The sequence below is a fragment of the Cytobacillus sp. FSL H8-0458 genome (assembly GCF_038002165.1).
Classification (GTDB): domain Bacteria; phylum Bacillota; class Bacilli; order Bacillales; family Cytobacillaceae; genus Cytobacillus.
In genome coordinates this window covers 2516689-2541163 of the sequence record NZ_JBBOBR010000001.1, presented here as the reverse complement: position 1 = coordinate 2541163, position 24475 = coordinate 2516689, and the positions used below count along the sequence as shown (strand labels likewise).

Below are 24475 nucleotides of genomic sequence, written 5' to 3'. Positions count from 1 at the left end.
ACCCTGACCAAATCGGCAGGGTGCTTTTTTTGAAGAGGAGGATAAAAAATGAAACATTTGCTCACTACCTCAGAGTTGGAAATTAAAGAAATCAATAAAATTCTTGAAGATGCGCAATACTTTTTAAACGGCGGAACATGGACTCCCGAACAAAAGGTTTTTGTCGCTAACCTCTTCTTTGAGAATAGCACAAGAACTAAATGCAGCTTTGAAGTGGCGGAAAGGCGGCTTGGACTGGACATAATTCCTTTTGAAGTCAGCACATCAAGTGTATCAAAGGGTGAGTCATTATACGACACAGTCAAAACACTGGAAGCGATCGGTGTGCATGCAGTCGTCATCCGCCATAGCGAGGACCGCTACTTTGACGAATTGGCAGATAAAAGCGGTGTGTCCATCCTGAATGCAGGGGATGGCTGCGGGCACCATCCAACACAATCACTGCTGGATCTGCTGACGATTAAACAGGAATTCGGATCCTTTGAAGGATTAAAAGTAGCCATCATTGGTGATATCGCACATAGCCGTGTCGCAAGATCCAATGCAGATGCACTTGTCCGGCTCGGTGCGAAGGTTGTTTTTTCAGGTCCAAAAGAATGGTTCAATGAAGAATTGCTTGAGAATGGAATGTATGAAGATGTTGACACAGCTATAGAAACTTCTGATGTTGTCATGCTGCTGAGAATCCAGCATGAGCGGCATGAATCGAAAGCTGACCAAACGGCTGAAGAATACCACCTGGCATACGGCCTTACAGAAGAGCGTGAAAGAACTATGAAGCCAAACAGCATTATTATGCATCCTGCGCCTGTAAATCGGGGTGTTGAAATAGCAGATTGTTTAGTAGAATGCGGGCGCTCAAGAATTTTCAAGCAAATGCAAAATGGTGTGTACATCCGAATGGCTGTATTAAAACGATCAATTGAACATATTGAAGGGGGAGCTAAACATGTCAACATTGATAAAAAATGGCCAGTTGCTTACTAAAGAGGGGAACTTTGAAAAAACTGACATTTACATAAAGTCAGGTAAAATCACTGAGATAGGAGCAGGCGTGGGGAGAGAGGCACAGGAAGTGATTGATGCAGAAGGATTGCTGGTTGCACCCGGTTTTATAGACCTGCATGTACACTTGCGTGAACCTGGCGGTGAAAAGAAAGAAACCATTGAAACCGGCACAAAGGCAGCAGCTAAAGGCGGGTTCACAACAGTTGCTGCGATGCCAAATACCCGGCCGGTACCTGATACAAAAGAACAGCTTGAAAAATTGAACAGCCGAATTGAAGAGACTGCGGCAGTTAAGGTTCTGCCTTATGCATCGATTACAATTCGTGAACTTGGCCAGGAATTAACCGATTTTAAAGCACTGAAGGAAGCTGGAGCGTTTGCTTTTACAGATGATGGAGTTGGAGTGCAATCAGCATCCATGATGCTGCAGGCAATGAGGATAGCTGCAGAAATCAGCATGCCGATTGTTGCCCACTGCGAAGAAAATACCCTCATTAACAAAGGCTCCGTACATGATGGAGTTTTTGCTAAAGAGAACGGTTTAAATGGTATTCCTTCTGTCTGTGAATCAGTGCAAATCGCAAGGGATGTTCTTCTTGCCGAAGCTGCTGGCTGCCACTATCATGTCTGCCATATCAGCACGAAAGAGTCTGTCAGGGTGGTAAGAGATGCAAAGCGTGCAGGCATCAAAGTAACGGCCGAGGTGACACCTCATCACCTTCTGCTAAGTGAAGAGGATATCCCGGGGCTGGACGCTAACTTTAAAATGAATCCTCCACTAAGAGGAGCAGATGACAGAGATGCCTTAATCGAAGGATTGCTGGATGGCACAATAGACTTTATTGCCACCGATCATGCACCACATACAGCAGCAGAAAAAGAAGAGGGGATGGGGCTGGCGCCATTTGGAATTGTTGGACTTGAAACAGCCTTTCCTCTCCTTTACACACACTTCGTCGAGAAGGGGATATTCACACTAAAGCAGCTGATTGATTACTTAACAATCAAGCCAGCAGAGGCATTCGGCATTCAATCAGGAAAATTGGAAGCTGGTGAAATAGCAGATCTAGTCCTGCTTGACCTAAACCGTCAGGAGAAGATTGATCCTGCTCAGTTCTTATCAAAAGGGAAAAACACACCATTTGCAGGCTGGGATTGTAAAGGCTGGCCGGTAGTGACAATAGCAGGCGGAAAAATTGTTTGGAACAGAGGGAGTGTAAAAGCATGAAAAAACAGCTGATTCTGGAAGACGGAACAATTTTTATTGGAAAGGGATTCGGCAGTGATACGAATTCGATAGGAGAAGTAGTATTCAATACAGGAATGACGGGTTATCAGGAAATCCTGTCTGACCCTTCCTACTGCGGACAGATTGTAACCTTGACATACCCTTTAATCGGAAATTATGGGATAAACAGAGATGATTTTGAATCGATCTCCCCGGCAATCTCCGGCTTCATTGTCAAAGAAGCTTGCGAGTTTCCTTCAAACTGGAGAAATGAACAATCCATTGATGAATATTTTAAGATGAAAAATATCCCTGGAATATCCGGAATTGATACCAGGAAATTAACAAGAATTATCAGACAGCATGGAACTTTGAAAGGTGCTATCTGCAGCATGAGTGAAAGCCCGGAATTAATAGTTGAAAAGCTGCGGGCAACAAAGCTTCGCAACGATCAGGTAAAGCAAGTGTCGACTAAGAGACCATATCCAAGCCCTGGCCGCGGCAGAAGGGTAGTCCTTGTGGATTTCGGCATGAAACACGGGATCTTAAGAGAATTGAACAAACGGGATTGTGATGTGATTGTTGTGCCTTATAATACAGCAGCTGAAGAAATACTCAGCATGAGCCCGGATGGAGTTATGCTTTCCAATGGCCCTGGAGACCCGAAAGATGTCCCGGAAGCCATCACAATGATTAAAGGTCTGTTGGGAAAAGTACCGATTTTCGGAATTTGCCTGGGACATCAGCTTTTTGCCCTTGCTTGCGGTGCCAATACAGAAAAATTGAAATTCGGCCATCGCGGTTCAAACCATCCGGTAAAAGATCTGCAAACCGGAAAAGTCGCTTTAACATCTCAAAACCATGGATATTCAGTAGAAGAAAATTCAATTACAGGTACTCCACTTGAAGTAACACATATCGCCTTAAACGATGGAACAATTGAAGGCTTAAAGCATAAAGAAGTCCCTGCATTCACCGTGCAATATCATCCTGAAGCTTCACCGGGACCTGAGGATGCAAACGGATTATTTGAACAATTCTTGCAATTGATTGAATCACATAAAGAGGAAGGTGCTGCAGCATGCCAAAGCGTACAGATATAAAAAGTATTTTAGTTATCGGATCAGGGCCAATTGTCATCGGGCAGGCAGCAGAGTTTGATTATGCCGGCACACAGGCCTGCATTGCATTGAAAGAGGAAGGCTACCGCGTAATTCTTGTAAACTCAAATCCTGCTACCATTATGACAGATACTGAGATTGCTGACGCGGTATATATAGAGCCGCTTACGCTGGAATTCGTCAGCCGCATTATCCGAAAAGAACGCCCTGATGCGCTAGTTCCAACTCTGGGGGGACAGACGGGATTAAACCTGGCAGTAGAGCTTGCGGAATCAGGTGTCTTGGAAGAATGCGGGGTTGAAATCCTCGGTACAAAATTATCAGCTATCCAAAAAGCGGAAGACCGGGATCTTTTCAGAAACTTGATGAATGAGCTTGGCGAGCCGGTGCCTGAAAGTGAAATTATTCATAACCTGGATGAAGCATATGAGTTTGTAAATAGGATTGGATATCCGGTTATTGTACGCCCTGCTTTTACATTAGGGGGAACAGGCGGGGGAATCTGCCACGATGAAGAAGAGTTAATTGAAATTGTGACGGGCGGCTTAAAGAATAGCCCTGTTACACAGTGTTTGCTTGAAAAGAGCATTGCAGGCTTTAAGGAAATCGAGTATGAAGTGATGCGGGACTCCAATGACAATGCGATTGTTGTCTGCAATATGGAAAATTTTGATCCTGTAGGGGTCCATACCGGAGATTCAATCGTTGTAGCCCCCAGCCAAACTTTGAGTGATCGTGAGTATCAGCTGCTGAGAAACACTTCATTAAAAATTATCCGCGCTCTCGAAATTGAAGGGGGATGCAATGTGCAGCTGGCGCTTGATCCGGATAGCTTCAATTATTACATCATCGAAGTTAACCCGCGTGTAAGCCGTTCATCTGCGCTGGCATCAAAGGCAACAGGTTATCCGATTGCCAAATTGGCAGCCAAAATAGCGGTGGGGCTGACACTTGATGAAATGATGAATCCAGTGACAGGGAAAACATATGCCTGCTTTGAACCGGCATTGGATTATATTGTCTCAAAAATTCCGCGCTGGCCGTTTGATAAATTCGAATCGGCGAACCGTTCGCTTGGAACCCAAATGAAGGCTACAGGTGAAGTAATGGCGATAGGGCGCACATTTGAAGAATCTTTGCTGAAAGCAGTCCGTTCACTTGAAGCAAACGTTTATCATCTTGAGCTGAAGGACGCGGACCAAATTTCTAATGAATTGATCGAAAAGCGGATCCGTAAAGCAGGGGATGAACGTTTGTTTTATATCGGAGAAGCCATCAGAAGGGGAGTCACCATCGAGACGATCCATGAATGGAGCAGGATTGATTTATTCTTCCTTCATAAGATTAAGAAAATCGTAGATTTTGAGAGTGTATTAACAGACAATCCTTTTGACCCTGAAACAGGGAAAGCTGCAAAGGAAATGGGCTTTGCCGATCTGGTAATTGCCAGGCTGTGGGATTCAAATGAAATGGAAGTATACAGCTGGAGAAAAGAACATGCAATTGTACCGGTTTATAAAATGGTTGATACATGTGCAGCAGAATTTGAATCTGAAACACCGTATTTCTATGGAACATACGAAGATGAGAACGAATCGGTTGTAACTGGCCGTAAAAGTGTGGTTGTTCTGGGTTCAGGTCCAATCCGGATTGGCCAGGGAGTAGAGTTTGACTACTCAACTGTCCACGCAGTATGGGCAATCAAGGAAGCAGGATATGAAGCAATCATTATTAATAATAATCCTGAAACAGTCTCTACTGACTTTAGCATCTCCGATAAGCTCTATTTTGAGCCGCTAACAATTGAAGATGTCATGCACATTATCGATCTTGAGAAGCCGGAAGGTGTAGTAGTGCAATTTGGCGGACAAACGGCTATTAATCTTGCAGCAGATCTGGTAAAAAGAGGAGTGAAAATTCTCGGAACTTCTCTTGAAAACTTAGACCGGGCAGAAGACCGTGATAAATTTGAGAATGCCCTTGCAGAGCTGGGCATTCCGATGCCAAAAGGAAAGACTGCCCTATCTGTGGAGCAGGCAGTAGCGATTGCCGGTGAAATCGGTTATCCAGTGGTTGTCCGTCCATCATATGTACTTGGCGGAAGAGCCATGGAGATAGTTTATAAAGAAGCAGAGCTTCTGCATTATATGGAAAACGCTGTAAAAGTGAATCCGGAGCATCCAGTATTAATCGACCGGTATCTGACTGGGAAGGAGATTGAAGTAGACGCCATTTCGGATGGGGAAAATGTGCTCATCCCGGGCATCATGGAGCATATTGAAAGAGCTGGAGTACACTCAGGTGATTCCATTGCGGTCTATCCTCCACAAAATGTTTCAGAAGCAATTAAAGACAAGCTTGTTGAGTATACGGAGAAGATGGCTAAGGGCCTTGGTATTATAGGTCTGCTAAATATCCAGTATGTAGTGGCTAAAGGGGAAGTATATGTACTGGAAGTCAACCCGCGTTCAAGCCGGACCGTTCCGTTCTTGAGCAAGATTACAAATGTGCCAATGGCTAAAATCGCCACAAAGGTTATCATGGGCCAAACTCTTGCACAGCAGGGCTTTGGATCCGGCCTTGTTCCGGAGAGAAAAGGCGTGTTCGTAAAAGTGCCGGTGTTCTCTTTCGCGAAATTAAGAAGAGTAGACATCACTTTAGGGCCTGAAATGAAGTCAACCGGTGAAGTTATGGGGAAAGATTCCACGCTTGAAAAAGCCCTTTATAAAGGCCTTGTTGCTTCCGGCATGAAAATCCAGCCTTTTGGAACTGTACTAATGACTGTCGCCGACAAGGATAAGGAAGAAGCTCTGCAGCTGGCAAAAAGATTCGTATCCATCGGCTACAGGCTAATGGCGACAAGCGGAACGGCTTTATTCCTGCAAACTGAAGGCATTCCTGTAAAAGTGACTGGGAAAATCGGGTCAGAAGGGCCAAACCTTCTGGATGTCATAAAAAATGGCGAAGCCCAATTTGTTATTAATACTCTAACAAAAGGAAAACAGCCTGCCAGAGATGGCTTCCGCATCCGCCGCGAATCTGTGGAAAATGGTGTGCCATGCCTAACCTCACTTGATACGGCAGAAGCAATTCTTCAAGTTATCGAATCAATGAATTTTTCAGCAGACCCGATGGATAAGCCAGAAGAAGTCCGGGAGGCGGTTTTATCTTGATCAGACAGGAACAATGTAAAGTAATATCACAAATTAAACTGGCCGAAAACATTTACGAGCTCACCCTTCAAGGTGAGCTTGTTCATGAAATGAAAGAACCCGGGCAATTTGTCCATTTGAAAATCTCAGAGGGCTATGACCCAATGCTGAGAAGACCAATCAGCATTGCTGAAATTTTACCTGGTGAAAGCCAGTTTAAGATGATTTATCGTGCTGAAGGCAGAGGAACGGCATTGCTATCAGAAAAAAAACCCGGTGATTACGCTGATGTATTGGGACCGCTTGGAAATGGATTTCCTATAAACGAAGCTGGCAGGGGAGAGACGGCACTTCTTGTAGGGGGAGGAATCGGAGTACCCCCTTTATATGAACTGTCTAACCAGCTTGTAAACCGCGGCGTTAAGGTAATTCACGTCCTGGGCTTTCAATCGTCCGGTGCGGTTTTCTATGAAGAAAAATTTGCCCGGCTGGGCGAGACCTATCTGGCCACAGCTGATGGGAGCGCAGGAAAAAAAGGCTTTGTTACTGATGTTATTAATGGATTGAATATTGATTTCGATGTTTTATATTCCTGCGGCCCAACGCCGATGCTGAAGGCGCTTGAAAATCAATTCCCTCATAAAAAGGTATTCCTGTCATTGGAAGAACGAATGGGGTGCGGCATCGGGGCATGCTTTGCATGTGTCTGCCATACAGGGGATGACCCGGAAGGATACAGTTATAAAAAAGTCTGCAGTGACGGACCGGTCTTTAAAGCAGGGGAGGTGGTTCTATGAATTCATTAAACGTCAATCTGCCTGGGTTGAAATTAAAAAATCCAATCATGCCTGCATCAGGATGCTTTGGCTTCGGCAGAGAATTCAGTCAGCTGTATGATTTGAGCCAATTGGGCGCAATCATGATCAAGGCGACGACTTTAGAGCCCCGATTTGGAAATACAACACCCAGAGTGGCTGAAACATCTGCAGGGATGCTAAATGCAATTGGGCTGCAGAATCCCGGCCTGGAAAAAGTGGTAAATGAAGAACTGGTTTGGCTTGAACATTTTGAGGTTCCAATCATAGCCAATGTTGCCGGTTCGCAGGAAGAGGATTATATTGCGGTTGCCAGGAAAATATCTGCAAGTCCGAATGTACATGCGCTTGAACTCAACATCTCATGCCCGAATGTGAAAACAGGCGGAATTGCATTCGGCACTATTCCGGAAATTGCAAAAAATTTAACGAGAAAAGTAAAAGAGGTTTCTGAGGTGCCTGTCTATGTGAAGCTCTCACCAAATGTCACAAATATTGTAGAAATGGCTAAAGCAGTAGAAGATGGCGGAGCTGACGGTTTAACGATGATCAACACGCTTGTTGGCATGAGGATCGATCTAAAAACCGGCAAGCCGATTCTGGCAAATAAATCAGGCGGGCTTTCAGGGCCAGCCATTAAGCCAGTCGCACTCCGGATGATCTATGAAGTGAGCCAGCAGGTATCCCTTCCGATAATCGGCATGGGAGGAATTGAATCTGCAGAGGATGTCATCGAATACTTCTACGCAGGTGCAAGTGCAGTAGCGGTTGGAACAGCTAACTTCGTAGATCCTTTTGTGTGTCCGAAAATTATTGGTGAACTGCCGGAACTTATTGGAAAGCTGGGGTATGAACATATTTCAGAATGCACAGGAAGGAGCTGGAAGAAACGTGAAAAAGCCGCTCATTATTGCTCTTGATTTTCCAGGAAAACAGGAAGTTAATCATTTTCTGCAAAACTTTGAAAATGAAAAATTATTTCTTAAGGTCGGCATGGAGTTATTTTACCAGGAGGGACCTTCCATTGTTTCCGATTTAAAGGAACAGGGGCACGATATTTTCCTTGATCTCAAGCTTCATGATATTCCGAATACAGTTAAAAGTGCCATGAAGCGACTTGCGGGGCTTGGCTGCGATATGGTTAATGTGCATGCCGCAGGAGGAAAAACCATGATGGAAGCAGCATGTGAAGGACTTGAAGCAGGCAGCACTGGGAAAAGGCCATCTTGTATTGCAGTGACACAGCTGACAAGCACATTAGAACAGCAAATGAATTCAGAGCAATTAATTCCTGTTTCATTAAACGAATCTGTTCTTCATTATGCAAAACTCGCCAAAGAAGCCGGACTTGATGGTGTAGTATGTTCAAGCTTTGAGGCAAGGGCGATAGGTTCAAAAATAGGCTCTGCCTTTTTGACTGTAACACCAGGAATACGCCTGTCATCAGACGATCATGGAGATCAGAAGAGAGTAGCCACACCTGAATTCGCAAGAAAAGAAGGAGCTTCTGCCATTGTGGTGGGACGGTCGATTACCAGAGCAGAAAATCCTTTCGAAAAGTATATTCAATGCAAACAATCCTGGGAGGGTGTTCTGAATGAAGCATAAAATAGCAGAAAAATTACTGGATATTAAGGCTGTAGCATTAAACCCAAACGATCCCTTTACTTGGTCTTCAGGACTGCGTGCCCCAATCTATTGTGATAACCGTCTGACACTGTCTTATCCTGAAGTCAGAAAAGAAATTGCTGCCGGTCTTCAAACTATAATTCTGGATAAATTTCCTGAAGCAGAACTAATTGCTGGGACTGCCACAGCGGGCATTCCTCATGCAGCCTGGGTCAGTGACATTATGGAACTGCCAATGTGCTATGTTCGTTCCAAGGCAAAGGGCCATGGAAAAGGAAAGCAAATTGAAGGTCAAGCAAATAAAGGCCAGAAGGTTGTTGTTGTAGAAGACCTGATCTCAACAGGTGGAAGTGCGATTACTGCTGTCAAGGCTTTAAGAGAAGCAGGCTGTGAAGTGCTGGGTGTGGCGGCCATCTTCACATACCAGCTTGAAAAAGGAAAACAAATGCTGGCCGAAGAGAAAATTGAAGCATATACTCTGACTGATATTGAAGCTATGACAGAAGCAGCAGTTGAAAAGAGCTTTATCAAGGAAGAGGATATGAAGAAGCTGGTTGAATGGCGAAAAGACCCTGCTGAGTGGGGAAAAGTATCTCAGGTTTAGCCAAATGAAGAAAGCAAGCATCGGAGCTTGCTTTTTTCATTTATTTAAAGATTTTGTTTTAAGGACAGAACCGTTTCTTCATCAGGCGTAACGTAAACAGTCTGCTGATTGTCATATATGACAAATCCAGGTTTCGCGCCGCTTGGCTTTTTCACGTGCCTGACTTGGGTGAAGTCAACAGGTACGGAACTGGAATTGCGTGCCTTGCTGAAGTAAGCTGCGAGGGATGCAGCTTCAAGAATTGTGTCTTCTGCCGGTTCCTTGCTTCGAATCACCACATGTGAACCGGGGATATCTTTTGTATGCAGCCAGATTTCATCCCTTCCGGCTAATTTGTTCGTTAAATAGTCATTTTGCTTGTTGTTTTTCCCGACTAGAATTTCCGTTCCGTCAGTGGCAGTATAACGGTCCAAAACAGGCTTTAGGTTTTGCTGTTTCTTGTTTCCCCGCTTCTGCCTTTCACGAATATAACCGCCTTCTGCAAGCTCTTCTCTTATTTCGGCAATGTCTCTTGTTGATGCCGTTTCTACTTGCTGAAGAAGAGACTCGAAGTATGCCGCTTCTTCTTCTGCCTTTTTAATTTGCTCTTTTACTGCAATTACGGCATTCTTTGCTTTTTGGTATCTTGTAAAATACTTTTGTGCATTCTCCGAAGGAGTCTTTTGAGGATCCAAAGGAATCATCACAGAAGCGCCATTTTCATCGTAATAATTGACGACTTCAGCTTCCTTCATACCCTTTTGAATGGCATAAATATTTGCCGTGATCAATTCCCCATATAATTGATGTTTATCGGCATTTTCCGCTTCATGAAGGGTCCTTTTCAGCTTTTCAATTTTCTTCTCATTCTTTTCTTTTTCATTTACTATAAACCGTTCAAGATCATTGGATTGCTGTTTGACCCGGTCTCTTTCGGCTTTGCCAAAATAAAAGCGGTCCAGCATTTCACTCAGGGAATTAAACTCCCGGCTTTCCCCTTTTAAATGCTGAAGAGGCAATAAATAAAAGCTTTCTTTATTTTCCCCTTCTGTAATGGCCGGCCTTATTCTATGGACTTTCAGCAAGTCAATAAAATGCTGGAAACTCTTAGGAACAGTTGTCCTGTTTACAAGACCTGCATGGTGCATCACTTCTTTTGCAAAAAGCGGTGAGATTCCGGAGAAGCCCGCCACTAGCTGTTTATCAACTTTCCCGCTGTTGAAATCAATCTTACGCAGTATAGCTTCTTCATCCGCCTCGAAGGGATTCATTTTATCCTGAGATGGAGGGAGTATATACTCCTGTCCGGGCAAAATCGCACGATGGCTATTAACGGCAAAAGAAACATGTTTGATGCTGTCGAGAATGATGTTGCGGGATTTATCCACCAGCGTAATGTTGCTGTGCCTGCCCATAATCTCAACAATCAGCTGTTTATAGGATGTATCGCCAATCTCATTCCTGCCTTTCACCTCAAACACGATTATACGGTCAAGCCCGATTTGATGGACATCTTCAAGTATGTAGCCTTCCAGGTGCTTTCTTAAAAGCATGCAGAACATCGGGGGCTCTGAAGGGTTTTCGTGTGTTTCATTCGTCAGCTGGACTCTCGCGTAGCTTGGATGGGCTGACAGCAAAAGCCTGTGATTCTTCCCGTTTGCCCGCACAACTAAAATGATTTCATTTTTATATGGCTGCTGAATCTTATTGATTCTGCCGCCCTTTAAAACATCTATAAGCTCTTTCGTCATAGCTCTTGTGAACAAACCATCAAATGACATATTAGAACATCCTCTTCTATAAAAATTACATTAGATATACAATATTCTTTCATTTATTGAGTAAAAATCAAGTTTTAATGCTTGGTTATCTATATGCAAGGAGCTTCCGCTTTCTAATACTGTCTAGCTCCGGGCGCCATCGGCTCGAGGTCATAAGCCAATCCGTCAAGAAGGTTAAAAACAACCTTCATGCCGGCTCGTCTTATGCTTGTCGCCGATAAGCGGGCGCCTTCCGCTTTTCTTTTTAATAATAGCATTTTTTTGGACAGGGCTGAATATGCTTTCTTTAGAGTGAGATTGGACAACTCTGCCTTAATTTAGCAGTAGAGGATAATCTGCCATTTGGCGGATTCTCTTTAAAGTCTGGCAGTGAGTGCTTACGGGATTCTTTTTCGGTTTATTCCCTGCACCGGAGGCACTCATGGCTTTTCTCAAACCACAAAGGAGGAAGTGTGATGTCCGGATGAAGTTCCATGAAATGAATGAAAGGGAAGTTGAGCAGGCCTTAAATACAGACATTAAGGCAGGCTTAACAGAGGATGATGTAAAAAAACGCCACAAACAATATGGCTTTAATGAATTGAAAGAGGGAGAAAAGCAGTCTGCTTTACTCTTATTTTTTAGTCAATTTAAAGATTTCATGGTTCTTGTTTTATTAGCTGCCACCTTGATTTCGGGGCTGCTTGGTGAATATATTGATGCGATTGCCATTATTGCGATTGTAATCATAAATGGGTTTCTGGGCTTTTTTCAGGAAAGGAAAGCGGAAAAGTCGCTAAGTGCACTTAAAGAGTTATCCGCTCCCCAAGTGATTGCTCTTCGGGATGGAGAGTGGAAGAAAATTCCTTCTAAAGAAGTGGCAGTCGGGGATCTGCTTAAATTTTCCACGGGCGACAGAGTGGGGGCAGATGTAAGAATAGTAGAATCCAATAGCCTTGAAATTGAGGAGTCTGCTTTAACGGGAGAGTCGCTGCCTGTTCAAAAGAGGACCGGTTCCCTGAAAACGCCTAACCTCGCTATTGGCGATATGGAAAATATGGCTTTTATGGGTACAATGGTGACCCGCGGCAATGGATTGGGAGTGGTTGTCGGTACAGGGATGAATACCGCTATGGGACAAATTGCTGATCTTCTGCAAAATGCCGAGACCATGACAACACCGCTTCAGCGGAGATTGGAACAACTCGGCAAAATCCTCATTACGGCAGCGATTTTCCTTACAGTTCTCGTCGTTGCGGCAGGCGTGATACAGGGACAGGAATTATATACAATGTTCCTTGCTGGTGTCTCATTGGCTGTTGCGGCAATTCCCGAAGGGCTGCCGGCCATTGTCACGGTAGCGCTCTCGCTTGGTGTTCAAAGAATGATCAGGAAAAAGGCAATCGTACGGAAGCTTCCTGCAGTTGAAACACTTGGATGTGCGTCTGTTATTTGTTCAGACAAAACCGGAACCATGACCCAAAACAAAATGACCGTCACCCATCTCTGGAGCGGAGGGAAAGAATGGAGAGTAGATGGAGTCGGGTATGAGCCGCAAGGGCAGTTTTATCGAAATGAGAGCCAAATTGAGCCGAAAAGTGATAAAGCGCTCCAGCAGATGCTGATGTTTGGCATGCTATGCAACCATGCGGAAATACAGCAGAAAAATAATGAGTTTGTGATTGACGGTGACCCAACTGAAGGTGCTCTCCTTGTAGCAGCCATGAAAGCTGGCTATAACAGGAGCAGTCTGCTGAATCAATTTCAGATTATTAATGAGTTTCCGTTTGACTCTGCCAGAAAAATGATGAGTGTTGTGGTAAAGGATCATAATGGAAGACAATTTATTGTTACCAAAGGTGCCCCCGATGTCTTAGTCGGGAAAAGTGAATCGGTTCTTTGGGAGGGAAGACGGCAGATTCTTTCGAGGGAGCTTTCAGGTGAAATTCAGGCGGCCATAGAAGACCTGGCTTCACAAGCATTAAGAACCATCGCAATTGGTTATAAAGAAATCCCATCTAAAAATGTCATTCTTGATGAAAAAGAGGCGGAGAAGGGATTAACGTTTATCGGGCTGCAGGGGATGATTGATCCGCCAAGGACGGAGGTTAAAGAAGCAGTCAAGGAATGCAGGGAAGCAGGAATCAAAACGATCATGATCACAGGAGATCATGTGATTACAGCACAGGCCATTGCAAAACAGTTAGGGATTTTAACAGAAGGTTCGAAAGTACTTCAGGGCAAAGACCTGGCAGAGATGTCTGTAGAAGACCTTGAAGATGTGGTTGAGGATGTCGCAGTATTTGCCAGAGTATCGCCTGAGCACAAATTGAAAATTGTCAAGGCTCTCCAGAATAGAGGTCATATCGTTGCCATGACAGGTGATGGAGTTAATGATGCTCCGGCCATTAAAGCAGCAGATATTGGCATTTCAATGGGCATTACAGGCACAGATGTTGCTAAAGAGGCATCTGCACTTGTATTGCTTGATGATAATTTTGCTACCATAAAAGCCGCGATAAAAGAAGGAAGAAATATATACGAAAATATCCGCAAGTTCATCAGGTATTTGCTTGCATCAAATGTTGGTGAGATTCTGGTTATGCTGTTTGCTATGCTTCTAGCCCTTCCGCTGCCATTAGTGCCAATTCAGATTCTCTGGGTGAACCTCGTAACGGATGGACTTCCGGCAATGGCTCTGGGCCTTGACCAGCCTGAGGAGAATGTGATGAAGCGGAAGCCAAGGAGCCCTAAGGAAGGTGTCTTTTCAAGAGGGCTTGGCTGGAAAGTGGTTTCCAGAGGATTTTTAATTGGGCTTGTGACATTACTGGCGTTTATTTTTGCCTACCGGGCAAATCCGGATCATCTTGCATACGCACAGACAGTAGCGTTTGCCACATTGGTAATAGCTCAGCTGATTCATGTATTTGATTGCCGCAGTGAAAAATCCGTGTTCTCAAGAAATCCATTTGGCAATAAATATTTAGTCTGGGCAGTCATCTCTTCCCTTGTTTTAGTGCTGATTGTCATATACTATCCGCCGCTTCAGCCAATTTTCCATACTGTCCCTATTGAAATGCGCGACTGGTTTATGATCACAGGACTCTCAGCCATTCCAACATTTTTACTGGCAGGCACATTTTTGGCAAGAAAAACAAAATAAAATATGTTATAATCCTTTAGGTAGTAGAGAAGAACTCTATTACCTTTCTTTTTTGCGCAAACATATAAATCTCCATCACTACTTGGTTTTTATACATAAACTGCACAGGCATCATGCCGCTAACTGAAAGTAAGTGCTTTTTATAAGCTGTGCTTTTCCCAAAAGGAAGTGTGAGAAATGGCAGTAAGCATGACTGGTTATGGCAGAAGCAAGAAAGATTTCGGGCAAGGCTCCATTACGGTTGAAATAAAAACTGTAAATCATCGTTTTTCCGAATTTCAAATAAGAATGCCCAGACAGCTGATGCATATAGAAGACAAAATAAAGAAAAAGCTTAATAAGCATCTCAAAAGAGGAAGAATCGAGGTTTTTATCACCATTGACGGCGATGTCCTGGCCAGCAGGAAAGTAAATGTTGACTGGGAACTATTAGATGAATATTATCAATACATAACTGCAATTCAAGCAAAGTATCAAATTCAAAGGGAGCTATCCATCGGGGATGTCATTCGCGAAGAATTAATTGGCATTGAAGAAAAAGAGTCCGGCAATGAGGAAATGAGCCAGCTGGTCCTTTCTGCTGCTGAAGAGGCATGCCTGCATTTAATGCAAATGAGGCAAGCAGAGGGCGATGAGCTGGAAAAAGATCTTCGCAGCCATCTTAGTCTTTTAACCAATAGTGTCAGCAAACTGAGAGAGTATGCACCAAGGGTTGCACAGCTTTACCAGGAAAGATTGCATAAGCGTATGAAGGAATTTCTTGATGGCCAGGTGGATGAGCCGAGAATTTTGACAGAGGTAGCGGTATTCGCTGATAAAGCGGATATCAGTGAAGAACTGATAAGGCTGCAAAGCCATATAAGCCAGTTTGAGCATACACTTCAGCTTACAGATCCGGCAGGAAGAAAGCTCGACTTTATTCTGCAGGAAATGAACCGGGAGGCCAATACGATCGGTTCCAAGGCAAATAGTGCAGATATAGCTGCCGAAGTGGTAGAAATAAAGAGTTTATTGGAAAAAATGAAGGAACAGGTTCAAAATATTGAATAGCAGTTGTTTAGATTCCGGCTCTGGGGGTCAAACTAAATAACTGATGATTGGAGGACCCAAATGTCAATTAAGCTGATCAATATCGGTTTTGGCAATATTGTATCTGCCAACCGGATTATATCAATAGTCAGTCCCGAATCTGCCCCGATAAAACGGATTATTCAGGACGCACGGGACCGGGGCTCTTTAATAGATGCTACATATGGCAGGCGCACCCGGGCAGTTATCGTTATGGACAGTGACCATGTCATTTTGTCTGCGGTCCAGCCGGAAACCGTCGCGCACCGATTAAATGACCGTGATGAAATTATTGAGGAAGGGTAGGATTTTATAAATGGAAGAAAAAGGGTTATTGATCGTTCTATCCGGCCCCTCAGGTGTAGGAAAAGGAACAGTAAGAAAAGAGATATTTGCTCAGTCTGATACTGCGTTTGAATATTCTATTTCAATGACAACGAGATCTCCGAGAGAAGGAGAAGTCGATGGAGTTGATTACTTTTTCAAAACGCGGGAGGAGTTTGAAGAGCTCATCAGACAGGATAAGCTGCTTGAATATGCAGAGTTTGTCGGGAACTACTACGGAACACCGGTTGATTATGTAAGAGAAACACTCGACCGCGGCAAAGATGTTTTCCTTGAAATTGAAGTTCAGGGTGCCCGCCAGGTACGCGAGAAATTTCCGGACGGCCTATTCATCTTCCTGGTTCCCCCTAGTTTATCAGAGCTTAAGAACCGTATCGTGACGAGAGGGACAGAGACAGAAGATATCATCAACAATCGCATGAACGCAGCGAAAGAAGAGATTGAAATGATGAATCTATATGATTATGTTGTAGAGAATGATCAAATCGATCTGGCCTGTGAAAGAATAAAATCCATTGTGGTAGCTGAACACTGCCGCAGGGAACGTGTAGAACCTAAATATAAAAAAATGCTGGAGGTTGAATAAATATGCTTTATCCTTCTATTGATTCTCTAATGACAAAGATTGACTCCAAATATTCACTTGTTTCTGTTGCTGCCAAGCGTGCCCGCAAGCTTCAGCTTAATGCCAGACCGCAGCTTGAAAGATACAAATCACATAAAAATGTGGGCAAAGCACTTGAGGAAATACATGCAGACCAGCTTCATTACCGCCTGGGCGAAAAAACAGCCAATGAATCATACGAGTGAAATCGCTGAATAACAACCTTTCAAAAGGTTGTTATTTTTGTTTGAGGTTTTATTAGATGAAAATTCACTGCTCTTCTTGCATAATAAAACTATCATGAAAGCTAATTGCCATTAATGGCCAGGCTTTGTATAGAAATAGATAGCCAGGCCGTTTTCATAGAGAAGAATTATTTTTGAGATTGGTGGGGTCATATAATGCTGACTGGAAAGAAGATATTATTATGTGTAACCGGAGGAATTGCTGTTTATAAGGCTGCAGCCTTAACAAGCAAACTGACACAGGCCGGGGCGCAGGTGAAAGTTATCCTAAGTGAATCGGCTGCTAATTTTGTTGCACCATTAACTTTTCAGGCCCTTTCAAGACATGATGTTTACACCGACACTTTTGATGAAAAAGACTCAAAGGTTATTGCTCACATCGACCTGGCTGATTGGGCCGATTTAATTCTTGTTGCTCCGGCTACAGCAAATATAATCGGGAAGCTTGCCAATGGAATTGCAGATAATATGATCACAACAACCCTTTTGGCTGCATCATCACCGATCTGGGTTGCACCTGCAATGAATGTGCATATGTACAGCCATCCCGCTGTCCAAAAAAACATTGAAACCTTATATGGTTTTGGCTGCAGATTCATAGAGCCTTCAGAAGGGTATCTTGCATGCGGCTATGTTGGAAAAGGCAGGCTTGAAGAGCCTGAGAAAATTACAGAAACAATTAGTGAGTTTTTCAAGCCTTCCAGATTGGAGCTTACTGGCCGGAAAGTGGTTATAACTGCAGGCCCAACGAGGGAAAAAATTGATCCTGTCCGTTATATTACGAACCATTCTACGGGGAAAATGGGCTATGCAATAGCGGAAGCTGCCGTCTCTGCAGGTGCTGAAGTTGTATTAATATCCGGCCCGGTTTCAATTAATGCGCCTGCCGGCTTAAAACTGATAAAGGTGGAATCTGCTGAAGAAATGTACCATGCGGCAATAAATGAATTTGGCCATGCCGATGTTGTCATAAAGACCGCTGCAGTCTCCGATTATCGTCCAAAGGTGACTTCTGCGCAAAAAATGAAGAAAAAGCCCGGGAATGAAGTATTGGAGCTTGAAAGAACAAAGGATATATTGTTCGAGCTGGGACAAAAAAAGGAGAAGCAAATCCTGATAGGATTTGCGGCTGAAACCGAACAGGTCGAAGAGTATGCTAAGGGCAAGCTAATGAAGAAAAACGCCGATATGATCGTTGCCAATAATGTAACAGCAGAAGGTGCTGGCTTTGGAACTGACACTAATATTGTTACATTATTTAAAAAGGATGGATCATCGGAAAAACTTCCGCTAATGTCTAAAAAAGATGTTGCCGAAAAAATTCTTGAAGAAGCCTCCAAGCTTCTAAAGGATGAGCATGAATGAATATAGCCAGTGTAATTGTCGATGTTCCTGCCAAACAGACTGACCGGGCGTTTGACTATAAAATACCCTCTCATCTGAAAGGTGTCATTTTCCCCGGGATGAGGGTGGTTGTTCCATTTGGGCCGAGGAAAATACAGGGGTTTGTTACAGGAATAAAAGCAGAGTCGGATTTTCAGCAGTTAAAATCCATTTTAGAGCCGATGGATTTAAATCCAGTCCTTAATCAGGAGCTTTTAATCCTTGGTGAATGGCTGACAGAAAAAACATTATGCTACAAAATTTCAGCCTTTCAGGCTATGCTGCCTGCAGCATTGAAGGCAAAATATGAAAAGAAGCTTGTCATGGCGGAAAATGCAGATCGTAAGCTGCTCCCTGAAAAAGTATGTACACTCTTTCAGAATGCTGAAGAAATTACCTGGGATGATGCAGTAAAGGGCGGTGCTTTGCCGCTTCTTCAGAAGGAAGCATCCAATGGAAATATCGAAATAATTTACCAGGTAAAAGAACGGGTGAAAAAGAAAAAGGTCAAGCAGGTGTTTGCTGCCTCTCCCCCTAAAGAGCTTGCTGATTACCTTCAAAACCTTCCTGGCAATGCAACTAAGCAAAAGGAAGTGCTGGAGTATTTTCTTCAGGAGGAAGGGCCGGTCGATCAGAAAGAGTTATTTTCCTTGCTTGGAATCACCTCTTCTACGTTAAAAGGGCTTTTGCAAAAAAGGCTGCTTGGCCAGAAGGACGTGGAAATTTACCGCAATCCTTTTGGAGACCGTGAATTCGAAAGAACCGAACCGCTCTCTTTGACTGATGGACAAAGAAAAGCCATTATCCCCATCCTTGATTCCATTGGAGATAACAGGCATGAAACCTTTTTGCTCTATGGAGTAACAGGAAGCGGAAAAACGGAGGTTTATCTGCAATCCATCCAGCGGGTTCTTGAGGATGGCAAAGAAGCCATTGTCCTTGTTCCTGAGATTTCCTTAACTCCGCAGATGGTCAAACGCTTTAAAGGAAGGTTTGGCGATCAGGTTGCGGTTATGCACAGCGGCCTTTCAGCTGGAGAAAAGTATGATGAATGGAGAAAGATTCAGCGTAAGGAAGTCAAGGTTGTTGTAGGAGCCCGGTCGGCGATCTTTGCCCCCTTTGAAAATCTCGGAATTATTATAATTGATGAAGAGCACGAAACCAGCTATAAGCAGGAAGAAAACCCAAGATACCATGCAAGGGACGTTGCCATCAAAAGAGCGGAAAATCATAAATGTCCTGTGGTGCTCGGCAGTGCAACTCCCTCATTGGAGTCTTTCGCGCGGGCACAAAAAGGAGTTTACCATCTGCTCACTCTCGAAAACAGAATGAACAATCAGGCTCTCCCTGCCGTTGATATCATCGATATGCGGGAAGAGCTGAGAGAAGGTAACCGGTCTATGTTCTCAAGGAAGCTCCTTGAAAAAATAAAAGACCGTCTTGTAAAAAAAGAGCAGATCGTATTATTTTTAAATAAAAGAGGGCACTCCTCATTTGTTATGTGCAGGGACTGCGGATATGTTATAAATTGTCCGCATTGTGATATATCTTTGACATATCATCGTTATAACCAGCAGATGAAATGCCATTACTGCGGATATGAGGCATCGGTGCCGAATGCATGCCCGGAATGTGAAAGTGAGCATATCCGCTATTTTGGGACCGGTACGCAGAAAGTGGAAGAGGAATTGGCAAAGATTCTGCCGGAAGCGAAGGTAATCCGGATGGATGTCGACACCACCAGCAGAAAGGGTGCACATGAAAAGCTCCTCGATCAATTCCAGGAAGGACATGCAGATATTCTTCTTGGGACCCAGATGATTGCTAAAGGCCTTGATTTCCCCAATATTACTTTAGTGGGCGTACTCTCGGCAGACACCATGCTGCACTTGCCTGATTTCCGCTCTTCTGAAAAAACCTTTCAGCTGCTGACACAGGTAAGCGGGCGAGCCGGGAGGCATGAATTAGAAGGGGAGGTAATCATCCAGACCTACACTCCTGAACATTATAGTATTGAGCTTGCGGGGGAGCAGGATTACGATAAATTTTATGATAGAGAAATGATGGTCCGCAAAATCCATAGATATCCTCCTTTCTTCTATATCTCCCTTGTCACCGTCAGCCACGAGGAATTAATGAAGGCTGTTTCGGTAACCGAGAAGATCACGCAGTACATTCAGTCAAAATTATCTGCAGAGAGCATTGTTCTTGGTCCGGTTGCCTCCCCGATACCGCGGATCAATAATAGATATCGGTATCAATGTCTGATAAAATACAAGCGGGAGCCGGAACTAGGCCAGACGCTGAAAAAGATTCTGGATAATTACCAGCAGGAAATTTCTGCCGGTGGCCTAACCGTCTCAATTGACCTGAATCCATATATTTTAATGTAGTTTCTAAAAGAGTCAGCTTTTAGAAGAAGTGCACTAAGGAGCTTGTGCTTTTCTGGTTATGAATAAACCCAAATTGGTTGAAAATAGATAAAAATGGAGGAAATGTTTTGGCGGTAAAAAAAATTGTTACTTATCCGGCTGAAATTCTGGAGGCAGAATGCGAACCAGTTAAAGTCTTTGATAAGAAGCTTGGCAAATTGTTAAATGATATGTATGATACGATGCTTGAATTCGATGGTGTCGGGCTCGCTGCTCCGCAAATTGGGCAAAAACTGCAAATTGCCATTGTTGATATAGATGATGAGTTTGGAACAATTGAAATGATCAATCCGGAAATTCTTGAAACGGATGGGGAGCAGACAGGCCCTGAGGGGTGCTTGAGTTTTCCAGGGTTATATGGTGAAGTTACAAGGCCTGAATATGTCAAAATAAAGGCGCAGGACCGCAAAGGGAAATTTTTTACCCTGGAGGCTGAGGGTTTCCTGGCAAGAGCGATCCTCCATGAAATTGATCATTTGCATGGGGTGCTATTTACCTCAAAAGTAACAAGATACTTGAATGAAGAAGAGTTGGAAGGATTGGAAGCTGAATGACAAAAATCGTTTTTATGGGCACACCCGATTTTTCAGTGCCGGTACTAAAGCAAATAATAGAGGACGGATATGAAGTAATCGGAGTGGTTACTCAGCCTGACAGGCCGGTTGGAAGGAAAAAGGTCCTTACTCCCCCTCCTGTAAAAGTCGAAGCTGAAAAACAGGGCATTCCTGTGTATCAGCCTGAAAAAATCCGCCAGCCGGAAGAGCTGGAGAAAGTTCTTGCTCTTAAGCCTGACCTTGTTGTCACAGCGGCGTTTGGTCAAATTTTGCCCAAGGAGCTTCTGGATGCGCCTATGTTTGGCTGTATAAATGTACATGCATCATTGCTTCCGGAATTGCGTGGAGGTGCACCCATTCATTACTCCATTCTTCAGGGGAAAGAAAAAACAGGAATCACCATTATGTATATGGCTGAAAAGCTGGATGCCGGCGATATACTAACACAAGTTGAGGTGCCGATTACTGAAACAGATACAGTTGGCACTCTTCACGATAAACTTAGCGAGGCAGGATCCAAGCTATTGTCTGAAACTCTGCCGAAACTGCTGAATGGTGAACTGAATCCCATCAGGCAAAATGAAGAAGAAGCCACTTTTGCTTATAACATTAAAAGAGAACAGGAAAAAATCGACTGGAGCAAAACCGGAGAAGAAATCTATAATCACATTAGAGGGTTAAACCCATGGCCGGTTGCTTATACAACATTTGATGGCAAAGTGGTTAAAATCTGGAATTCAAAGAAAGTCAAACAAGCTAAAAGTGAAGAACCGGGAACAATCATCAGGCTTGAGGAAGACGGGATCGTTGTGGCAGCAGGGAATGATACAGCCGTTAAAATAACTGAACTGCAGCCTTCAGGAAAGAAAAAGATGCCAGCAGAACAATTTTTAAGAGGTGCTGGGTCCAATCTCACTGCCGGCGGCCGTCTGGGAGACATCGAATGAAAAAACTACAGACAAAAAATGTTAGAGAAACGGCAATGGAGCTTCTTGAGTCGATTGAAAAAAATCAGTCCTACAGCAATCTTTTACTGAATAACGCCATAAAAAAGAATGAAATTGACCAGAAGGACATTGGGCTGCTTACTGAACTGACATATGGTACCCTTCAGCGCCGGATGACACTCGATTTTTACCTGAAGCCCTTTTTGGCAGGCAATAAAAAAATCGAAAGCTGGGTAAATCAGCTCTTGAGGCTGACACTGTATCAGATGGTTTATCTTGATAAAATTCCTGACCGGGCAGTCATTTACGAGGCAGTAGAAATAGCAAAGCGAAGAGGGCATAAAGGAATTTCCGGCATGGTCAACGGTGTGCTGAGAAACATTCAGAGGAAGGGGCTTCCGGATCCCGAACAAATTGAGGACAGGGTGAAGCGCCTCTCCATTGAGACCAGCCATCCCGAATGGCTTGTAAAAAGATGGGACGATCAGCTTGGATTTGAAGAAACAAAGAAAATGTGTGAAATAAACTTAACTGCCCCGCTGCAGACGGCAAGGGTAAATGAAGTAAAGGCTTCAAGGGAGGAGTGCCTGTCACTTCTTCAGGAAGAGGGATTTGAAGTGGAGCCAAGTCCGTTTATTCCAGCTGCCATTAAATGTTTAAGAGGCAATCTGGCCAATTCCCGTGTCTTCAAAGATGGGCTGATTACTATTCAGGATGAAAGCTCCATGCTTGCTGCTTATGCCATTGGAGGAAATCCCAATGAGAAGATCCTTGATGCCTGTGCAGCTCCGGGAGGAAAAACGACACATATAGCAGAAAAACTGCAAAATACCGGTCAGGTCATTTCATTGGACCTTCACGAGCATAAAGTAAGGCTGATAAATGATAATGCCGATAGACTGGGACTGACAAATATTAAGACAAACGCCCTTGACAGCAGAAAAGTCCAGGAGCATTATGAAAAAGAATCCTTTGACCGCATATTATTGGATGCTCCATGTTCAGGTCTTGGAGTTATGAGAAGAAAGCCTGATATGAAATACACCAAAAAAGAAGAAGATTTATATCACCTCCATAAGATTCAGAGGAGTCTATTGGATGCCGTTTCACCTTTACTGAAAAAAGGTGGTATTCTTGTTTATAGTACGTGTACAGTGGACAAAGAAGAAAATCAGCATGTTGTTCACGCGTTTTTAGAGGACAATGCGGAATTTGAAGGAGATCTATCTGTTCAGGAGCGGATGCCTTATGCGATTGCTCCATTAATAGATGGCTTTGAACTGCAGATTTTACCGCAGGATATTGGTTCGGACGGGTTTTATATTGCCTGTCTGAGAAAGAAGGTGCAATAAATGGAACAAAAAGCAGCAGAGAAAATTACAGCAGCAGAACAAAAACCATCCATTTATACTTTACAGCTTCATGAGCTGAAGGAATGGCTTAAAGAAAATAATGAGAAAGCCTTCAGGGCTGAGCAAATATTTGATTGGCTTTACACAAAGAGAGTTACCTCTTTTGAGGATATGACGAATCTGTCAAAAGGGCTGCGGGATACGCTATCAGCAAGTTTTTCGCTGACAACCCTTAAAACGATCATCCAGCAGGAGTCAGCTGATGGGACAATAAAATTCTTATTTGAACTTCATGATGGCTATTCGATTGAAACTGTACTGATGAGGCATGACTATGGGAATTCAGTATGTGTAACCACTCAGGTGGGCTGCCGAATCGGATGTACATTCTGTGCCTCCACATTAGGCGGATTAAAACGTAATCTTGAAGCAGGAGAAATCGTTGCTCAGGTCGTAAAAGTACAACAGGCACTTGATGAAACTGATGAACGGGTCAGCTCAGTTGTCATTATGGGGATCGGTGAACCTTTTGATAATTATGACAGCATGCTCTCATTCCTTAAAATTATCAACCATGATAAAGGGCTGAATATCGGCGCACGCCATATCACTGTTTCGACAAGCGGAATCATCCCGAAAATTTATAAATTTGCAGATGAAAATATGCAGATTAATTTCGCAATTTCCTTACATGCTCCAAACACCGAGATCAGGAGCCGCCTGATGCCGATAAATAGAGCATATAAGCTGCCGGACCTTATGGATTCAATCAGGTATTATATAAATAAGACAGGCAGACGTGTAAGCTTTGAATATGGCTTATTCGGAGGAGTAAATGATCAGGTGGAACATGCTGAAGAGCTGGCAAAGTTAATAAAAAATGTAAAGTGCCATGTTAACCTGATTCCAGTAAACTATGTGCCTGAACGGGATTATGTAAGAACACCCAAGGATCAAATTTTTGCTTTTGAAAAGACACTGAAGAATCACGGCATTAATGTAACCATTCGCAGGGAGCACGGTCACGATATAGATGCAGCATGCGGACAACTTCGTGCAAAGGAGCGAAAAGAGGAGACGAGGTGA

General features: G+C 43.6%; 20 protein-coding genes. 19 read left to right on the top strand and 1 reads right to left on the bottom strand.

The annotated features are described in order from the left end of the window. Positions 1–48 precede the first annotated feature (48 nt). Genes NYE23_RS12305 through pyrE form a run of 8 tightly spaced genes read left to right on the top strand, consistent with a single transcriptional unit; the run spans position 49 to position 9557 of the window. Entirely contained in the window at positions 49–987 is a 939-nt protein-coding gene (locus tag NYE23_RS12305; RefSeq protein ID WP_341078180.1) for an aspartate carbamoyltransferase catalytic subunit, read from the top strand. Next, entirely contained in the window at positions 950–2236 is a 1287-nt protein-coding gene (locus NYE23_RS12300) for a dihydroorotase (RefSeq protein WP_341078179.1), read from the top strand. The genes NYE23_RS12305 and NYE23_RS12300 overlap by 38 nt, the downstream gene beginning before the upstream one ends. Next, the gene (locus NYE23_RS12295; protein WP_341078178.1) at positions 2233–3339 is read left to right on the top strand and encodes a carbamoyl phosphate synthase small subunit; all 1107 of its coding nucleotides are present in this window, start codon (positions 2233–2235) and stop codon (positions 3337–3339) included. Before NYE23_RS12300 ends, NYE23_RS12295 begins: the two co-directional genes overlap by 4 nt. After that, on the top strand, positions 3318–6530 hold the full coding sequence (gene carB / locus NYE23_RS12290; RefSeq protein ID WP_341078176.1) for a carbamoyl-phosphate synthase large subunit: 3213 nt from the start codon (positions 3318–3320) through the stop codon (positions 6528–6530). The genes NYE23_RS12295 and carB overlap by 22 nt, the downstream gene beginning before the upstream one ends. After that, positions 6530–7306, top strand: a complete 777-nt coding sequence (locus NYE23_RS12285; RefSeq protein ID WP_341080712.1) for a dihydroorotate dehydrogenase electron transfer subunit — start codon at positions 6530–6532, stop codon at positions 7304–7306. Before carB ends, NYE23_RS12285 begins: the two co-directional genes overlap by 1 nt. Continuing rightward, positions 7303–8244 (top strand): dihydroorotate dehydrogenase, encoded by a 942-nt coding sequence (locus NYE23_RS12280; RefSeq protein WP_341078173.1) that lies wholly within the window; start codon positions 7303–7305, stop codon positions 8242–8244. Before NYE23_RS12285 ends, NYE23_RS12280 begins: the two co-directional genes overlap by 4 nt. After that, positions 8216–8932, top strand: coding sequence for an orotidine-5'-phosphate decarboxylase (pyrF, locus tag NYE23_RS12275; protein WP_341078171.1), 717 nt, complete (start codon positions 8216–8218; stop codon positions 8930–8932). Before NYE23_RS12280 ends, pyrF begins: the two co-directional genes overlap by 29 nt. Next, complete coding sequence (gene pyrE, locus NYE23_RS12270) at positions 8922–9557, top strand: orotate phosphoribosyltransferase (RefSeq protein ID WP_341078169.1); 636 nt, start codon at positions 8922–8924, stop codon at positions 9555–9557. Before pyrF ends, pyrE begins: the two co-directional genes overlap by 11 nt. 44 nt (positions 9558–9601) lie before the next feature. On the opposite strand, the gene NYE23_RS12265 is transcribed toward pyrE, so the two are convergent. Further along, entirely contained in the window at positions 9602–11317 is a 1716-nt protein-coding gene (locus NYE23_RS12265) for an Rqc2 family fibronectin-binding protein (protein ID WP_341078168.1), read from the bottom strand. A gap of 463 nt (positions 11318–11780) precedes the next feature. On the opposite strand from NYE23_RS12265, the gene NYE23_RS12260 reads away from it, so the two are divergent. The 11 genes from NYE23_RS12260 (at position 11781) to rlmN (ending at position 24475) form a co-directional block, all read left to right on the top strand. Further along, on the top strand, positions 11781–14459 hold the full coding sequence (locus NYE23_RS12260) for a calcium-translocating P-type ATPase, SERCA-type (protein ID WP_341080709.1): 2679 nt from the start codon (positions 11781–11783) through the stop codon (positions 14457–14459). A 177-nt stretch (positions 14460–14636) separates the two neighbouring features. Further along, entirely contained in the window at positions 14637–15509 is an 873-nt protein-coding gene (locus tag NYE23_RS12255) for a YicC/YloC family endoribonuclease (RefSeq protein ID WP_341078165.1), read from the top strand. Positions 15510–15569: 60 nt separating this feature from the next. Next, entirely contained in the window at positions 15570–15833 is a 264-nt protein-coding gene (gene remA, locus NYE23_RS12250; protein ID WP_026585597.1) for an extracellular matrix/biofilm regulator RemA, read from the top strand. 10 nt (positions 15834–15843) lie between these two features. Then, the gene (gmk, locus tag NYE23_RS12245; protein WP_341078164.1) at positions 15844–16458 is read left to right on the top strand and encodes a guanylate kinase; all 615 of its coding nucleotides are present in this window, start codon (positions 15844–15846) and stop codon (positions 16456–16458) included. A gap of 2 nt (positions 16459–16460) precedes the next feature. After that, positions 16461–16682 carry a DNA-directed RNA polymerase subunit omega gene (rpoZ, locus tag NYE23_RS12240; RefSeq protein WP_035328865.1) on the top strand — a complete coding sequence of 74 codons (222 nt, stop codon included), beginning with the start codon at positions 16461–16463 and terminating at the stop codon, positions 16680–16682. 195 nt (positions 16683–16877) lie between these two features. Then, positions 16878–18086 (top strand): bifunctional phosphopantothenoylcysteine decarboxylase/phosphopantothenate--cysteine ligase CoaBC, encoded by a 1209-nt coding sequence (gene coaBC, locus NYE23_RS12235; RefSeq protein WP_341078163.1) that lies wholly within the window; start codon positions 16878–16880, stop codon positions 18084–18086. Then, positions 18083–20497, top strand: a complete 2415-nt coding sequence (priA, locus tag NYE23_RS12230; protein ID WP_341078162.1) for a primosomal protein N' — start codon at positions 18083–18085, stop codon at positions 20495–20497. The genes coaBC and priA overlap by 4 nt, the downstream gene beginning before the upstream one ends. A gap of 107 nt (positions 20498–20604) precedes the next feature. Then, positions 20605–21090, top strand: a complete 486-nt coding sequence (def, locus tag NYE23_RS12225; protein ID WP_341078161.1) for a peptide deformylase — start codon at positions 20605–20607, stop codon at positions 21088–21090. Beyond that, positions 21087–22037: a methionyl-tRNA formyltransferase gene (gene fmt / locus NYE23_RS12220; protein WP_341078158.1), complete on the top strand. Its 951-nt coding sequence runs from the start codon at positions 21087–21089 to the stop codon at positions 22035–22037. The genes def and fmt overlap by 4 nt, the downstream gene beginning before the upstream one ends. Continuing rightward, positions 22034–23389: a 16S rRNA (cytosine(967)-C(5))-methyltransferase RsmB gene (rsmB, locus tag NYE23_RS12215; protein ID WP_341078156.1), complete on the top strand. Its 1356-nt coding sequence runs from the start codon at positions 22034–22036 to the stop codon at positions 23387–23389. The genes fmt and rsmB overlap by 4 nt, the downstream gene beginning before the upstream one ends. Then, entirely contained in the window at positions 23390–24475 is a 1086-nt protein-coding gene (gene rlmN / locus NYE23_RS12210) for a 23S rRNA (adenine(2503)-C(2))-methyltransferase RlmN (RefSeq protein WP_341078154.1), read from the top strand.

Excerpts from the sequence above, each read along its gene's own strand:
- NYE23_RS12300 (WP_341078179.1), top strand. The coding sequence starts at position 950 with ATGTCAACATTGATAAAAAATGGCCAGTTGCTTACTAAAGAGGGGAAC.
- NYE23_RS12295 (WP_341078178.1), top strand. The coding sequence starts at position 2,233 with ATGAAAAAACAGCTGATTCTGGAAGACGGAACAATTTTTATTGGAAAG.
- priA (WP_341078162.1), top strand. The coding sequence starts at position 18,083 with ATGAATATAGCCAGTGTAATTGTCGATGTTCCTGCCAAACAGACTGAC.
- pyrE (WP_341078169.1), top strand. The coding sequence starts at position 8,922 with ATGAAGCATAAAATAGCAGAAAAATTACTGGATATTAAGGCTGTAGCA.
- NYE23_RS12255 (WP_341078165.1), top strand. The coding sequence starts at position 14,637 with ATGGCAGTAAGCATGACTGGTTATGGCAGAAGCAAGAAAGATTTCGGG.
- NYE23_RS12265 (WP_341078168.1), bottom strand. The coding sequence starts at position 11,317 with ATGTCATTTGATGGTTTGTTCACAAGAGCTATGACGAAAGAGCTTATA.
- gmk (WP_341078164.1), top strand. The coding sequence starts at position 15,844 with ATGGAAGAAAAAGGGTTATTGATCGTTCTATCCGGCCCCTCAGGTGTA.
- NYE23_RS12280 (WP_341078173.1), top strand. The coding sequence starts at position 7,303 with ATGAATTCATTAAACGTCAATCTGCCTGGGTTGAAATTAAAAAATCCA.
- fmt (WP_341078158.1), top strand. The coding sequence starts at position 21,087 with ATGACAAAAATCGTTTTTATGGGCACACCCGATTTTTCAGTGCCGGTA.
- carB (WP_341078176.1), top strand. The coding sequence starts at position 3,318 with ATGCCAAAGCGTACAGATATAAAAAGTATTTTAGTTATCGGATCAGGG.
- rpoZ (WP_035328865.1), top strand. The coding sequence starts at position 16,461 with ATGCTTTATCCTTCTATTGATTCTCTAATGACAAAGATTGACTCCAAA.
- NYE23_RS12260 (WP_341080709.1), top strand. The coding sequence starts at position 11,781 with ATGAAGTTCCATGAAATGAATGAAAGGGAAGTTGAGCAGGCCTTAAAT.
- NYE23_RS12305 (WP_341078180.1), top strand. The coding sequence starts at position 49 with ATGAAACATTTGCTCACTACCTCAGAGTTGGAAATTAAAGAAATCAAT.
- coaBC (WP_341078163.1), top strand. The coding sequence starts at position 16,878 with ATGCTGACTGGAAAGAAGATATTATTATGTGTAACCGGAGGAATTGCT.
- remA (WP_026585597.1), top strand. The coding sequence starts at position 15,570 with ATGTCAATTAAGCTGATCAATATCGGTTTTGGCAATATTGTATCTGCC.
- rlmN (WP_341078154.1), top strand. The coding sequence starts at position 23,390 with ATGGAACAAAAAGCAGCAGAGAAAATTACAGCAGCAGAACAAAAACCA.
- rsmB (WP_341078156.1), top strand. The coding sequence starts at position 22,034 with ATGAAAAAACTACAGACAAAAAATGTTAGAGAAACGGCAATGGAGCTT.